The sequence below is a fragment of the Pseudomonas sp. CFBP 8772 genome (genome assembly GCF_014841665.1).
Taxonomy (GTDB): Bacteria; Pseudomonadota; Gammaproteobacteria; order Pseudomonadales; family Pseudomonadaceae; genus Aquipseudomonas; species Aquipseudomonas graminis_B.
The window spans coordinates 70,747-83,726 of the sequence record NZ_JACYUI010000001.1 but is presented as its reverse complement, the minus strand read 5'-3'; the positions used below and the strand labels follow the sequence as shown (position 1 = coordinate 83,726).

At 59.6% G+C, this 12,980-nt stretch carries 12 protein-coding genes; all 12 read right to left on the bottom strand.

Annotated features, from left to right (window positions below; all coding sequences use genetic code 11):
• Nucleotides 1-6: 6 nt before the first annotated feature.
• Nucleotides 7-1,023, bottom strand: a complete 1,017-nt coding sequence (gene fliG / locus IFT99_RS00345) for a flagellar motor switch protein FliG (protein WP_065987292.1) — start codon at nt 1,021-1,023, stop codon at nt 7-9.
• Nucleotides 1,016-2,794, bottom strand: coding sequence for a flagellar basal-body MS-ring/collar protein FliF (fliF, locus tag IFT99_RS00340; RefSeq protein ID WP_065987291.1), 1,779 nt, complete (start codon nt 2,792-2,794; stop codon nt 1,016-1,018). Before fliF ends, fliG begins: the two co-directional genes overlap by 8 nt.
• Nucleotides 2,795-2,808: 14 nt before the next feature.
• The gene (gene fliE / locus IFT99_RS00335) at nt 2,809-3,138 is read right to left on the bottom strand and encodes a flagellar hook-basal body complex protein FliE (RefSeq protein WP_065987290.1); all 330 of its coding nucleotides are present in this window, start codon (nt 3,136-3,138) and stop codon (nt 2,809-2,811) included.
• 317 nt (nt 3,139-3,455) lie between these two features.
• Entirely contained in the window at nt 3,456-4,862 is a 1,407-nt protein-coding gene (locus IFT99_RS00330; RefSeq protein WP_192130032.1) for a sigma-54-dependent transcriptional regulator, read from the bottom strand.
• Complete coding sequence (locus tag IFT99_RS00325; protein ID WP_244160314.1) at nt 4,859-6,124, bottom strand: sensor histidine kinase; 1,266 nt, start codon at nt 6,122-6,124, stop codon at nt 4,859-4,861. The genes IFT99_RS00330 and IFT99_RS00325 overlap by 4 nt, the downstream gene beginning before the upstream one ends.
• Nucleotides 6,125-6,263: 139 nt before the next feature.
• Nucleotides 6,264-7,739 (bottom strand): sigma-54 dependent transcriptional regulator, encoded by a 1,476-nt coding sequence (locus IFT99_RS00320; RefSeq protein WP_065987287.1) that lies wholly within the window; start codon nt 7,737-7,739, stop codon nt 6,264-6,266.
• A gap of 171 nt (nt 7,740-7,910) precedes the next feature.
• The gene (gene fliT, locus IFT99_RS00315; RefSeq protein ID WP_065987286.1) at nt 7,911-8,207 is read right to left on the bottom strand and encodes a flagellar protein FliT; all 297 of its coding nucleotides are present in this window, start codon (nt 8,205-8,207) and stop codon (nt 7,911-7,913) included.
• 11 nt (nt 8,208-8,218) lie between these two features.
• Nucleotides 8,219-8,614, bottom strand: a complete 396-nt coding sequence (gene fliS, locus IFT99_RS00310; protein ID WP_065987285.1) for a flagellar export chaperone FliS — start codon at nt 8,612-8,614, stop codon at nt 8,219-8,221.
• 120 nt (nt 8,615-8,734) lie between these two features.
• Nucleotides 8,735-10,162 carry a flagellar filament capping protein FliD gene (gene fliD, locus IFT99_RS00305; protein WP_192130031.1) on the bottom strand — a complete coding sequence of 476 codons (1,428 nt, stop codon included), beginning with the start codon at nt 10,160-10,162 and terminating at the stop codon, nt 8,735-8,737.
• Nucleotides 10,163-10,240: 78 nt separating this feature from the next.
• A complete protein-coding gene (locus tag IFT99_RS00300) occupies nt 10,241-10,630 on the bottom strand; it encodes a flagellar protein FlaG (RefSeq protein WP_192130030.1) in 390 nt (129 codons plus the stop codon).
• Nucleotides 10,631-10,702: 72 nt separating this feature from the next.
• Nucleotides 10,703-11,554, bottom strand: coding sequence for a flagellin domain-containing protein (locus IFT99_RS00295; RefSeq protein ID WP_192130029.1), 852 nt, complete (start codon nt 11,552-11,554; stop codon nt 10,703-10,705).
• Between the two features lie 299 nt (nt 11,555-11,853).
• The gene (locus IFT99_RS00290) at nt 11,854-12,705 is read right to left on the bottom strand and encodes a flagellin domain-containing protein (protein WP_192130028.1); all 852 of its coding nucleotides are present in this window, start codon (nt 12,703-12,705) and stop codon (nt 11,854-11,856) included.
• Between the last annotated feature and the right edge of the window lie 275 nt (nt 12,706-12,980).

The following is a 12,980-nucleotide window of genomic DNA, read 5'->3' as shown; positions in this document are numbered from 1 at the left end:
CTACGCTTAAATCATTTCCTCGCCACCTTTGCCGCCAAGAACGATCTCCCCGGCCTCCGCCATACGACGGGCAATGGTGAGAATTTCTTTCTGGGCGCCTTCCACATCGCTGACGCGAACCGGGCCTTTGGCTTCCAGGTCGTCGCGCAGCAGTTCGGCGGCACGTTTGGACATGTTCTTGAAAATCTTTTCTTTGATGGCGTCGTCCGAGCCCTTCAGTGCCAGTACCAGCACATCGGAGGAGACTTCGCGCAGCAAGGCCTGAATCCCGCGGTCGTCGACGTCGGAGAGGTTGTTGAAGACAAACATGAGGTCTTCGATCTGCGTCGACAGGTCTTCGTCCACTTCGCGGATCGAATCCATGAGCTGGCCTTCGATCGAGCTGTCGAGGAAGTTCATGATATCCGCCGCACGCTTGATACCGCCCAGGGTAGTACGCGATGTGTTGGCGTTGCCCGAGAACTGCTTCTCGAGGATCTGGTTCAATTCTTTCAGCGCCGCCGGCTGCACGGTGTTCAACGACGACACGCGCAGGATGATGTCCAGGCGCACTTTGTGGTCGAAGTGGCTCAGCACTTCACCGGCCTGATCGGCGTCCAGGTAGGCGACGACGATGGCTTGAATCTGCGGGTGCTCGAAACGGATGACGTCGGCCACCGCGCGCGGTTCCATCCACTTCAGGCTGTCGAGACCGCTGGTGTTGCCGCCCAGCAGAATCCGGTCGATCAGGCCGTTGGCCTTGTCCTCGCCCAGTGCCTGGGTGAGCATCTTGCGGATGTAGCCGTCCGAGCCGATGCCGACACCGGTCTGATCGCCGACCACGTCGACGAACTCGCTCATCACCTGTTCGACCTGCTCGCGGTGCACATTGCGCATCTGCGCCATGGCCACGCCCACCCGTTGAACCTCTTTGGGTCCCATGTGACGCAAGACCTGCGCGGCGTCCGTCTCACCCAGGGTGAGGAGCAGAATCGCGGCCTTGTCCACGCGGGTCAATTTAAGTGCAGCAGCTCTATCACTCATCAGCGTTGATCCACTCTTTGACGACCTGGGCTACACGCGCCGGATCCTCGGCCACAAGGCTCTTGATTGCGTTGAGCTGTGCGTCATAACCCTCGGTAGGGCTCGGCAACAGAATACTTTGCGGACCGCCCAGACTGACGCGGTCGTTTGCCAATTCACCGTCCATCCCGACCATACCGCCCAGCTCGGAGTCGCCGTCGAGGCGCTTGCCTTGCGGATTGGTGATGCCCTTGAGCACCGGACGGAGCACACCGAACACCAGCACCAGGATGAACAGCACGCCCATGGCCTGTTTGACGATGTCCCAGAACCACGACTGCGAGTAGAACGGAATATCCGGGATCACTTCGCCGCGATCGGTGGAGAACGGCACGTTGATCACGCTGACGCTATCGCCACGGCTGGCATCGAAGCCAACGGCGTCCTGCACCAGACGGGTGAAGCGCGCCAGTTGCTCGGCGGTCCACGGCACCATGGTGGTTTCGCCATTGGCCGGGTTGACCTTAACCTGATCATCGACCACCACGGCGACCGACAGACGATTGACCTTGCCCTGCTGCTGCTTGGTGTGGCTGATGGAACGGTCGAGCTCGAAGTTCTTGGTCGACTGGTTACGCTTGTCCGCCGGGTACGGCGCCAGCATCGGCTGACCGGTGGCCGGGTCCATGATCTGTTGGCCGTTGGCGTCGAGCAGCGGTTGGCCCGGGGCGATGGCGCCCGCGGCTCCGGCAGCACCGGCGGCGGCGTTCTGTGGCGCCGTTGCCGGGCCTGGCGGCTGGTTGCTCAGCGCACCGGGTACGCCCCCTGAACCGCTGCTGCTGGAGCGCTGTTCGTTGACCGTCTGCTCACTGCGCAGCGCAGGCGTGTCCGGGTTGAAGCTTTCGGCGGTGGATTCGACGGCGCTGAAATCAACGTCTGCCGACACTTCTGCCTTGTAGCGGTCATTGCCCAGCACCGGCTGCAGAATGTTCTGCACACGCTGAGTCAGCATGCTTTCCATGCGGCGGGTGTAATCGAATTGCTTGCCGGCCATGGACAGCTCGGAGTTCTCGGCCTGATCGGAGAGCAGATTGCCCTTCTGATCGACGACAGAAATCTGCGACTTGTTCAGTTCCGGGACGCTGGTGGCGACCAGGTTCATGATCGCCAGCACCTGACCCGGCTCCAGCGAACGACCGGCATACAGCTCAACCAGAATCGAAGCGCTGGGCTTGCGATCGTCACGCACGAACACCGAGCTCTTCGGAATCGCCAGGTGAACACGAGCGCCCTTGACGTTGTTGAGGCTGGAGATGGTCCGCGCCAGTTCGCCTTCCAGGCCACGACGGTAACGAGTGGCCTCCATGAACTGGCTGGTCCCCAGGCCTTGATCCTTGTCGAGGATTTCGAAACCGACGTTGCCGTCGGTCTGGGCGATACCGGCACCCGCCAGCTTGATGCGGGCACGGGACAGGTCCTCGGACTTCACCAGCAGCGCGCCGGAATTGGGCTCGACGGTGTAGGGAATGTCGGCCTGGGCCAACGTGTCCATGACCTGCTTGGTGTCGACACCCGACAGGCTGCCATACAGCGGCTTGTAATCGGGCTGCTGCGACCAAAGCACGACGGCAAAACCAATCGCCACGCTGGCAGCCAGACCGACCATGAGGCCGACCTGACGCAGCATGGTCATCTCGGAGAGATTTTGCAGGAAGGCCAGCCCGAACATTGGCGGCTTGCTTCCTGGCGCACCCGTTTTGGCAGGTACGTTATCGACGACGGCTTCGGCCATGACTTAAATCGTCCTCAAACCGGCATTTGCATGATGTCTTGGTACGCCTGAACCAGCTTGTTGCGTACCTGGGTCAGCGCCTGAAACGACACGCTGGCTTTCTGCGAGGAGATCATCACGTCGGTGAGGTCCACGCCGCTCTTGCCCATCTCGAAAGCGGTCGACAGCTGATTCGACGCCTGCTGGGTGTCGTTGACCTTGTTCACCGCCATGCCGAGCATGTCAGCGAAACTGCTCGCACCGGCCTGTTCTGGCGCTGCGATGGCCTTGGGCTGAGCCATGGCGTCCATCTGCATGGAGCGCATGTCCAACATCAAGCGATTAAATTCAACACCTTGGGTCATGACGTTTCTCTCAAAAGGGCCGCAAATTTTTGACACGGATTCAGCGGTTACCTAAGCATTAGCAACAAGGGTGCCAGACCAATAGCGGCGATATGCCACGTTTGATGAAAGTGTTCGGATGAGTATTTAAACGGACACATAAACGCTGAGGCGCTTCACGCATTGACACCGCGCGATGCCCTATCAGACGCAGTCCCTTTGGGAGTGAGCTTGCTCACGAAGACGGCATCACACTCACTGAAAAATCAGCGGGTTGTTGAATGTCTGTCGTCAGCTCCAGTCAGGCAGGCATCCATCTCACCGACACGCGCGCCTGCTCAGGATGCAAACAGAAACCCTTCGACATCCATCCCCGCATCACGCATCTGCGCCAGCTTGTAGCGCAACGTACGCGGGCTGATACCGAGGCGTTCGGCGGCCTCTTTGCGACGGCCACGCTCGGCACGAAGGGTGTCGATGATCATCTGGAACTCACGGCGACGCAGGTCTTCACCCAGGGCGCCCGCCCCTTCCCCGCTGCTCGCCTCGGGCGACGCTTCCATGGCGCCAGTCGCAACTGGCACCACCAGAGGCGTCGGCGCGGCGGCGAAGGTTACCGGGCCGGCCAGGCAGAAATCCTCAGCCTGAATGACACCGCCCTGCTGCAGGATCAGCGCCCGCTGCACGGCGTTATCCAGCTCGCGAACATTGCCAGGCCACGCATAGCTGATCAGACACGCCTGCGCCTCGGCCGACAGCCGCACCGGGGCATGCTTCATTTTATTGACGTGTTTGGCCAACAGACGCTCGGCCAGCGGCAGAATGTCGGCGGGACGCTGGCGCAAGGATTGCCACGCGAGCGGGAACACCGAGAGACGGTAAAACAGGTCTTCGCGAAAGCGCCCTGCGGCCACTTCTCCCGCCAGATCGCGGTTGGTGGTCGCCAGCACGCGGATGTCCAGTTCGATGGGCTTGCGCGCACCGACCCGCTCCACTTCCCGCTCCTGCAACACACGCAACAGCTTGGCCTGCAGGCCCATGGGCATTTCGGAAATCTCGTCGAGCAGAATGGTGCCACCTTCGGCCTGCTCGAACTTGCCGGCCTGGGACGCAATGGCACCGGTAAACGAACCCTTCTCGTGGCCGAACAGCGTGGCTTCGAGCATGTTGTCCGGAATCGCCGCGCAGTTGATCGCGATGAAAGGCTTGCCGGCGCGGGGCGATTGCTCATGAATGAAACGCGCCAGCACTTCTTTACCGGTGCCGGACTCGCCTGAAATCAACACCGTCGAATCACTCTTCGCCACGCGGCTGGCAAGGCTGAGCAACTGCACGCTGGCAGGCTCGACCGCAATCGGACCCTCGCCATCGGCCGGGCCGAGGCGACCCAGTGCATGGCGAGCCACCAACGCCAGCAACGCCTTGGGCTCGAAGGGCTTGACCATGTAATCAGCCGCGCCCTGGCGCATCGCCTCCACGGCGCGGTCCACCGTGCCATGGGCCGTCATCAACAGCACCGGCAATTGGGGGTAGCGGCTGCGCAACTGGCCGAGCAATTGGTGACCGTCCATGCCAGGCATATTGACGTCACTGACCACCAGGCTGAACGACGAATCGGCAGCGGCAACCAACGCCTCTTCCGCCGACCCGACCGCCTGGTAGGCATGGCCGGCCAGCGCCAGGGTTTCGCCCAGCGCTTCACGCAGAGAAGGGTCGTCCTCGACCAGCAGCACCTTGATGCTCATGAGCGCTCACCTGAAGCAATCGTCAACGGACCGGCCTCACTGCCAGTGGACGGCTCATTCCCGGCCCCCGGAACCAGAGGCAGCGACACGATGGCGCAGGTGCCACGACCCGGACGCGAGCGGAATTCGACACGCCCCTGATGCGCCCGCGCCACCGCAGTGACAACGGCCAGACCCAGGCCGGTGCCGGTGGTTTTGGTGGTGAAGAAGGGCTCGCCGATGCGGGCCAGGGCCGCCGGCTCGATGCCGCTGCCACTGTCGCTGATACACAGACGCAGCGTATTGCCGCGGTTGTACGCATGAATCTTGATGCGGCGCCGCCCGTCACGCTGGCCGGCACTGGCCTGGACGGCATTTTCGATAAGGTTGAGCAGCGCGCCGACCAGCGTGTCGCGGTTGCACAACAATTCCCCCGCCGGGCTGTCGCACTGCCAGCGCACGGCCACGTCACGGACATGGGTCTGGGCGGCGGATTCTAGGGCAGCGACCAGCGCAGTCGGCGTCACCCGGTCAGTCAGCGGCAGCTCGCCACGGGCAAACACCAGCATGTCGCGGACCTGATGCTCGAGCTCATGCAGGCGCTCCTTGAGCCGGCCGGCGAAGCGCTGTTGGGTCTCGACGTTCAACGCCTGTTCGGCCAGATGGCTGGCGTAAATCATGGCGGCGGACAGCGGCGTGCGGATCTGATGGGCCAGTGATGCGACCATGCGCCCCAGGGACGACAAGCGCTCATGACGCGCCAGCTGACTTTGCAGATGACGGGTTTCGGTCAGGTCATTAAGCAGCACCAGCTGGCCCGGCTCGGCGTCCAGGGAACGGGTGGCAATGGACAGCCGGCGCCCGTCCTTCAGGGAGATTTCGTGGCCGTCGTCTTCGCGCGGGGCAAAGCAGCGGGCGATGACGTGGCGCCAGAGCATGCCGATCAACGGTTCGCCCAGCAGATCCAGCGCGGCAGGATTGGCCTCACGGACCCTGCCGGTGCCGTCGATCACGATGACACCGCCGGGCAGCAGGTCGAGCAGGTTTTGAAGGCGGTTCGCCAGACGCTCTTTCTCGGCAAGCTCCTCCATGCGCTGGGCGCTGACCACGGCCAGCTCGCCCTTGAGCTCGGTGACCCGTGCTTCCAGCAGGCCGTAGGAATCGGTGAGCTGAGTCGACATCTGGCTGAACAGCGCGAAGGCCTGTTCAAGCCCTTGCCTGCTCGCCACTTCCGGGGACTGCTGCACTAACGAACCAATGGATGAACCGGGTTCGGAAGACATCTGAGCGGCCTGGGGCATAGTTGATCTCTCGGGTAGCGAACCGTCAGTAAACGGTATGTTCCCAGAGACATAGCAATCCTCGTGCCGAAAAAAAACCGCTGAGAAATCAGCGGTTTATTTTTGACGCGTCAAACGACAGTCAGTCGTCGACCTGCTCGTCGCCTTCGCGGCGGCTCATGCCGTACTTGCGCATTTTCTCCACCAGCGTGGTGCGGCGGATGCGCAGACGTTCGGCGGCGCGTGCCACGATCCCGTTGGCATCGTCCAGCGCCTGCTGGATCAAGCCCTGCTCCAGACCGCCGAGGTAGTCCTTCAAGTCCAGACCTTCAGGCGGCAGCAAGGCGCTGCTGGCGAAGTTCGGCGTATGGCCGTTGATGGCCACGCGCTCTTCCAGATCGCTGCGCAGGCTGTCGACCAGTTGCTCGTCTTCGTCGTCGACGTAGCGGAATTTTTTCGGCAGCTCCGAGACACCGATGACACCGTATGGGTGCATGATCGCCATGCGCTCGACGAGGTTGGCAAGCTCACGAACGTTGCCGGGCCAGCCGTGACGACACAGCGACATGATGGCGGCGGAGTTGAAGCGAATCGAACCGCGCTTCTCGTGTTCCATGCGCGAGATCAGCTCGTTCATCAGCAGCGGAATGTCTTCCACACGCTCACGAAGCGGCGCCATTTCGATCGGGAACACGTTGAGGCGGTAGTAGAGATCCTCGCGGAAACTGCCGATCACGATCATGTCTTCAAGATTTTTGTGCGTCGCGGCAATGATGCGCACATCAACGCTCTGGGTCTTGTTGCTGCCCACGCGCTCGAAGGTGCGCTCCTGCAGGACGCGCAGCAGCTTGACCTGCATCGGCAGCGGCATGTCGCCGATTTCATCAAGAAACAGCGTGCCGCCGTTGGCCAGTTCGAAGCGCCCTGCCCGGCTGGTGATGGCGCCGGTGAAAGCACCCTTCTCGTGGCCGAACAGTTCGCTTTCGAGCAACTCGGCCGGAATCGCGCCACAGTTGACGGGCACGAACGGCGCATCGCGGCGCTTGGAATGGTAATGCAGGTTACGGGCGACGACTTCCTTGCCGGTCCCGGACTCACCGAGGATCAGCACGCTGGCGTCGGTGTCGGCGACCTGCTGCATCATCTGCCGGACGTGCTGAATGGCACGGCTGGTGCCGACGAGGCTGCGGAAAAGATTGGGTTCGCGCTGACGCCCACGTTCACGGGCCTGGTCGTACATCTCGCGATAGACCTGGGCACGGTGCAGGGAATCCAGCAGTTTGCTGTAGCTGGGCGGCATCTCGACGGTGGAGAGGACCCGGCGACGCAGATCGTCCGCCAGTTCGGACGAGGAGTTCTCGCCCATCAGCAGGACCGGGAGAAACTCGTCCCACGCGGCCACGGTTTTGAGCAGGCCTTGAAGGCTGCCCGGGGCGTTCACGCTGCCGACCAGCACGCACAGCACTTCTCGGGTAGAGGTCAGCGAACCCACGACTTGCTGCCAGTCTGTGCTGGAGCAGGACAGGTTCTCATCACCCAGAAAATTCAGAATCACCGCCATGTCACGGCGGCGCTGGCTATCGTCATCGATCAGCAGGATTTTGATTTCACGCCACATGCAATAGCAACTTCCCTAGTCAACTCGATGCCCGATCACGGGCAAGCTTTGGCTTTTGTTTCGTCCGTTGAGACGTGTCAATCACCAGAAATTAGTGAACTTCACTAGTTAAGTCAAAAATCCGTACACAGTCAATTTTATGGCGTACATATTTTGGCTACCGACCAAGTGTCAACCGAACAGATGGTAAACCTTTGCCGCGCTTTTCGCTCGCTGGATCTGGGACATTTCGTCGACGATCGCCTGACGTTCGCCCACAGCGACGTCGATAAGCTTGCGATAGACGCCTAGCAGCTCTTCCAGATTTGTTCGCAACTCAGGCTCATCGTTGCTCGCCTGACTGATGACTTCATCGACGCAGGCCCGGCAGGCCATATCGAGCTGGCCGATTGCCTCCCAGTCACGCTGCTCGAGGGCATCGACCAAGGCTTCACGGGTTTCTTCGATTCGCTTGAGTGCAACGCTCATGGGGTTCTCCTTCAGAGCACGGGTTGCTGGTTGCCGATCCCGTCCCAGCCTTCCTTGACCGTGGTCAGCAGGCCGCTGACTTCATCGAGGATCTTCGGATCGGATTTGATGTTCGCTTCTGCCAGACGCTTCATCAGATAGACGTAGAGGTTGTCGACGTGGGCCAAGGCTTCAGCCTGCTTTTCCATGTCCAGGCCTTCACGCAGGCCACCGACGATCTCAATCGCCTTGCCAATCAACAGCCCTTTGGCGGGGATGTCCTTGCGCTCGATGGCGCCCTTGGCCTGGGCGATACGGTCCAGGCCGGCTTCCATCAGCATCTGCACCAGACGGTGTGGCGTGGCCACGGCGGTCTGGGCTTGTGAGTTGACCTTCTGATACTGCCGAAGGGCTGCCATGCGGTTCATTGTCTTACCTCGCGCAACGAAGTTTCTATAGTGAGGGTATCGACACGGCCCAGGAAAACTTTAAGGCCAGATGCCAAAAACCCGGCACTGGGAGCCGGGTCTTGATCAAGTCGTCAACGGTCAGCCACTTTGCTGGGCATTGAGCGAGTCGAAGAACGAGGTAATGCTTGTCGCGGAGGCTTTCAACTGCCCCACCAGCAAGTCCATCGCGTTGTATTTGGCAGTCAGGGTGGCGGTCAGGGTCGTCACACGCAGGTCAAGCGCCGTCTGCTGGTTCTGCAGATCAGTCTGCTGCTTGTTAAGGCTGCTGGTGCGCGTGGACAAGATGCCGCCGGTCTGGGTGTACGGCGTGATGGCAGCCTTCATCCGAGACAGCAAGCCGTTGGTGCTGTCAGTGCCGCTGAAGAGCTGCTGCACGTCGCCCGCAAGGCCTTGATCCATCGCAGCGGTGAACTTCTTGGCATCGAGGCTGAGCGTACCGTCGGACTGTCCGGTGGTAATACCCAATTGGGAGAGCACGGAAATACCGCCAGGTGCTCCTGAAGTTACCAATTGATCGCGAATCGCTGAAAGAATCGAGCGCGGCAACGCATCGCCGGTCAATGCCGCCGGGGTTACTGTTGCCCCAGTGGTTTTATCCGGGGTGTCGCTGACCGTCGCCTTGGTGACCGAGGACACCGCCTTGACGACCGTGTTGTACGCGTCGATGAAGGTTTGCAGCGAGGCTTTGAGGCCATCGTTATTACCGGTCACCGCAACGGTCGATTCACCCTTGGCCAGCAGCGTCATGGACAGGCCACCGAGGCTCTTGTCCACGGTGTTGCTGGCGCTGGTGATGGTCAGGCCGTTGACCGTCAGGCTGGCGTCGACCGCTTGCGCGTCGATGTAGCCCGCACTGGTTTTGCTGGCCGGATCGAGCTTGGCGCCAGCGGCGATATTGAATTCGCTGGACGTCGTGCTGGAGGCCGTGATGTCCGTGCCCTTGCCCGTCACCGTGGAGCTGAATACCAGGCGTGAGCCGTTGTCATCGGTGATGATGTTGGCGCTGATGTTCGACGTCGCGGATTGCGCATTGATCTGCTTGGCGACCGACGCCAGCGTAGCGCCGGACGGAATGGTGATCTTGGTGTCAATGCCATTTTGAGTGAGGGTCAAATCGCCACTCGGAATAGCACTGGTGGTCCCGCCGGCAAAAGAAGCACTGGCGACACTTGAAGCCGTTGCAAGGTTTTTGACGTTGATGCTGTAGGTACCGGGTACGGCCGAGTTGTCGGACGTGACGGATAGCTTGGTCGCATCGGAAGCTTTTGCCGCATAACCGGCGAACGCAGGGGTGTCGGTCTTGCCGAGGTTGGTCAGTGCGGTCTGAAATGCGGTCATCGCACCTGTCAGCGTGCCAATGCCGGAGATTTTCGTGGTGACCAGTTTGGTCTGGGTGGTGATCTGGGTTTGCTTCGCGAGCTTGTCGGAGTTGACCAGCGCGGTAACAATCTCACCGATTGCCAGGCCCGAGCCGAGGCCGGTGGAAGGGGTAATAGGACTAGCCATGTGAGTCTCCTTTCAGTTGTAGTCGGCATTTTGACGAGCACGCAATGCCACACGCACAGCGTTCACGTTTCATGCCATTTAAACTTTCGCGTCGAACAACAGGCTGTTTGCATTCTTCAGGCTGTCAGCGAGCTTCAACGCTTCGGCAGACGGCAATTGCCGCACCACTTCACCGGTTTCCGTAGCGATCACTTTCACCACCACTTTCCCCGACTTGTCGTCAATGGAGAATTCCAGGTTGCGATGAACCGACTGGAAGAACTTTTCCATTTGCTTGACGGCCGCTTGCAGCTCTTCGGTTTTCTTTTCGGGATCTGAGTCTTTACGTGTCGATGTGCCTGACGGCGATGACGCAGCCGGAGCAGGAACGACTTGAGGCGCCACGGCTGGCTTGTCAGCAACCACAGGCACCGCGGGCAACGACTGGACCATTGAATAAGACAAATTCAGCCTGTTACTGATGTCCATGTCCACTCACCTCTTGAAAGTAAAAAGCGGGAGAGCACGCAAGCATACTCCCCCGCCAAACTCTAGCCGTTATTACTGAAGCAGTTTCAGAACAGCGGATGGCAGCTGGTTAGCCTGGGCCAGAACAGAGGTGGAAGCCTGTTGCAGAGTCTGTTGTTTGGTCAGGTTAGCGGTTTCAGCGGCGAAGTCGGTGTCTTGAACGCGGCCCAGTGCTGCGGTGGCGTTTTCGTTAACGTTTTGCAGGTTGGAGATGGTGCTGGTCAGACGGTTTTGCGCGGCACCGAGGCTCGAGCGGGTGCTGTTGATTGTTGCCAGAGCCGCGTCGATTGCCGAGATAGCGGCGTCGACGTTGGTGTGAGCAGCGGCGTTCGAAGAACCGCTGATCGAAGTGCTGCCGCTGGAAACGCCCAGTGCCGAAGCAGTGAAGCTGCCAGTCAGAACCAGGTCGATGTGGTTCGAAGTACCGGTGTTGGAACCAACTTGCAGGGTTACGGTGCTAGCAGTACCGTCCAGCAGGTTCTTGCCGTTCAGGTTGGTCGAACCGGCGATACGGGTCAGTTCGTCCGACATTTGTGCGTATTCGGAGTCCAGTGCGCCACGGTCAGCAGTACCGTTGGTGTCGTTTCGGGACTGAACAGCCAGTTCACGCATACGCTGCAGAATGTTGGTCGATTCTTGCAGAGCGCCTTCAGCGGTCTGAGCGATCGAGATACCGTCGTTGGCGTTCTTGATGGCAACAGTCTGGCCGCGGATTTGCGACGTTTCGCGAGTTGCGATCTGCAGGCCGGCTGCGTCGTCTTTAGCGCTGTTGATTTTCAGACCGGAAGACAGACGAGTCATCGAAGTCGACAGTGCATCGGAAGCTTTGGACAGGTTCTTCTGAACAGCCAGGGAAGCTACGTTGGTGTTTACGCCTAAAGCCATGATGAATTCCTCGTGAGTTGTTTGCTGCGGCTATCCGGCCCTGGCAAGCGCCGGGTGTGGCCTAGAGAACCTACGTAATGTTTATCGTCGCGGTTGCCAGGAGCTTGAGGGCTTTTTCAAATTTATTTGCCACCAGAGCGCCACCCCCGCAGTTTGTTGTCCGGGGATACACAGCGTTTCGGCGCAACCCTTGGAAGCTTTAACCTGACCCGGCGATTTGTTAACCAGTTCTCAAAAAGACGGGCGCGCCCTGCGGCGCGCCCGGGTTTTGGTTGCTCCTATCTATAGAGGCGCGTGGGTTATTGCAGCAGCTTGAGGACGGCTGCCGGTAATTGGTTGGCTTGGGCCAGGATGGCGGTAGAGGCTTGCTGAAGGGTCTGTTGCTTGGTGAGCTCGGCGGTTTCGGCGGCGAAATCGACGTCCTGAATCCGGCCACGGGCAGCCTGGGTGTTTTCGTTCATGCTCTGAAGGTTCGCGACTGTGGACGCGAGTCTGTTTTGCGCGGCCCCCAACCCCGCCCGCGTGGAAGTTACCGAAGCTAACGCGATATCCAGAGCCGACATAGCGGCATCCACGTTCGTGTGAGCATCAGCAACAGTCGCACCTGAGAGGACGAGTGTTGCTGAACCGACGCCTAACGAAACCGCATCAAACTGACTGCTCAGCACAAGGCTGATTCGATCCGCTGCGGTAGTCCCCGTACCTACTTGAAGTTCCATAATGCCAGCAGAGCCGTCCAGCAGTGCACGCCCATTCAGTTTTGTACTTTCGGAAAGGCGTGTAAGTTCGTTGCTCATCAGTGCGAACTCATCATTCAATGCTTTTCTCTGAGCAGATCCATTAGTATCATCGCGAGCTTGAACCGCTAACTCTTTCATTCGAGTTAGGACGCTGGCCGTTTGATGTAGCGCCCCATCTGCTGCCTGCGCAATGGAAACGCCGTTGCTCGCATTTCTCAGTGCAACGGCTTGCCCTCTTACCTCGCTCGTCATCATGGTTGAAATTTGAAGTCCGGCCGCATCATCCTTTGCGCCATTGATACGCAAACCTGAGGACAGGCGGGTCATGGAGGTGCTCAGCGCATCGCTCGCACGATTGAGTTTGGTCTGAATAGCAAGCGACGCAATATTGGTATTTACGGTTAAAGCCATTTTGAATTCCTCGTTGATAGAAACGGAGGGTTCTCTAACTTCGGGGAAGTCCATTTCTCCCGGAGAACCTACAGTCCAGCTATCGACGAACTGCAGAGTGGCTTTAACAACAAACAACGCACGCAGGCTGCGCCATCACGACAGTTGAAGGGTAATAAATTAGCTAAGTTATTAAATGGACTGGACATAAAAAAAACTAAAAAAAAAGGCCCATGCGGGCCGCTTGATTCAGATCAAACTGAAACTAATGTAGGAGTTTTCTTCAACTTCCCGAC

What these genes read in the sequence shown, in the direction of transcription:
- fliG (WP_065987292.1), bottom strand. Translation starts at nt 1,023, where the DNA reads ATGAGTGATAGAGCTGCTGCACTTAAATTGACCCGCGTGGACAAGGCC.
- fliF (WP_065987291.1), bottom strand. Translation starts at nt 2,794, where the DNA reads ATGGCCGAAGCCGTCGTCGATAACGTACCTGCCAAAACGGGTGCGCCA.
- fliE (WP_065987290.1), bottom strand. Translation starts at nt 3,138, where the DNA reads ATGACCCAAGGTGTTGAATTTAATCGCTTGATGTTGGACATGCGCTCC.
- IFT99_RS00330 (WP_192130032.1), bottom strand. Translation starts at nt 4,862, where the DNA reads ATGAGCATCAAGGTGCTGCTGGTCGAGGACGACCCTTCTCTGCGTGAA.
- IFT99_RS00325 (WP_244160314.1), bottom strand. Translation starts at nt 6,124, where the DNA reads ATGTCTTCCGAACCCGGTTCATCCATTGGTTCGTTAGTGCAGCAGTCC.
- IFT99_RS00320 (WP_065987287.1), bottom strand. Translation starts at nt 7,739, where the DNA reads ATGTGGCGTGAAATCAAAATCCTGCTGATCGATGACGATAGCCAGCGC.
- fliT (WP_065987286.1), bottom strand. Translation starts at nt 8,207, where the DNA reads ATGAGCGTTGCACTCAAGCGAATCGAAGAAACCCGTGAAGCCTTGGTC.
- fliS (WP_065987285.1), bottom strand. Translation starts at nt 8,614, where the DNA reads ATGAACCGCATGGCAGCCCTTCGGCAGTATCAGAAGGTCAACTCACAA.
- fliD (WP_192130031.1), bottom strand. Translation starts at nt 10,162, where the DNA reads ATGGCTAGTCCTATTACCCCTTCCACCGGCCTCGGCTCGGGCCTGGCA.
- IFT99_RS00300 (WP_192130030.1), bottom strand. Translation starts at nt 10,630, where the DNA reads ATGGACATCAGTAACAGGCTGAATTTGTCTTATTCAATGGTCCAGTCG.
- IFT99_RS00295 (WP_192130029.1), bottom strand. Translation starts at nt 11,554, where the DNA reads ATGGCTTTAGGCGTAAACACCAACGTAGCTTCCCTGGCTGTTCAGAAG.
- IFT99_RS00290 (WP_192130028.1), bottom strand. Translation starts at nt 12,705, where the DNA reads ATGGCTTTAACCGTAAATACCAATATTGCGTCGCTTGCTATTCAGACC.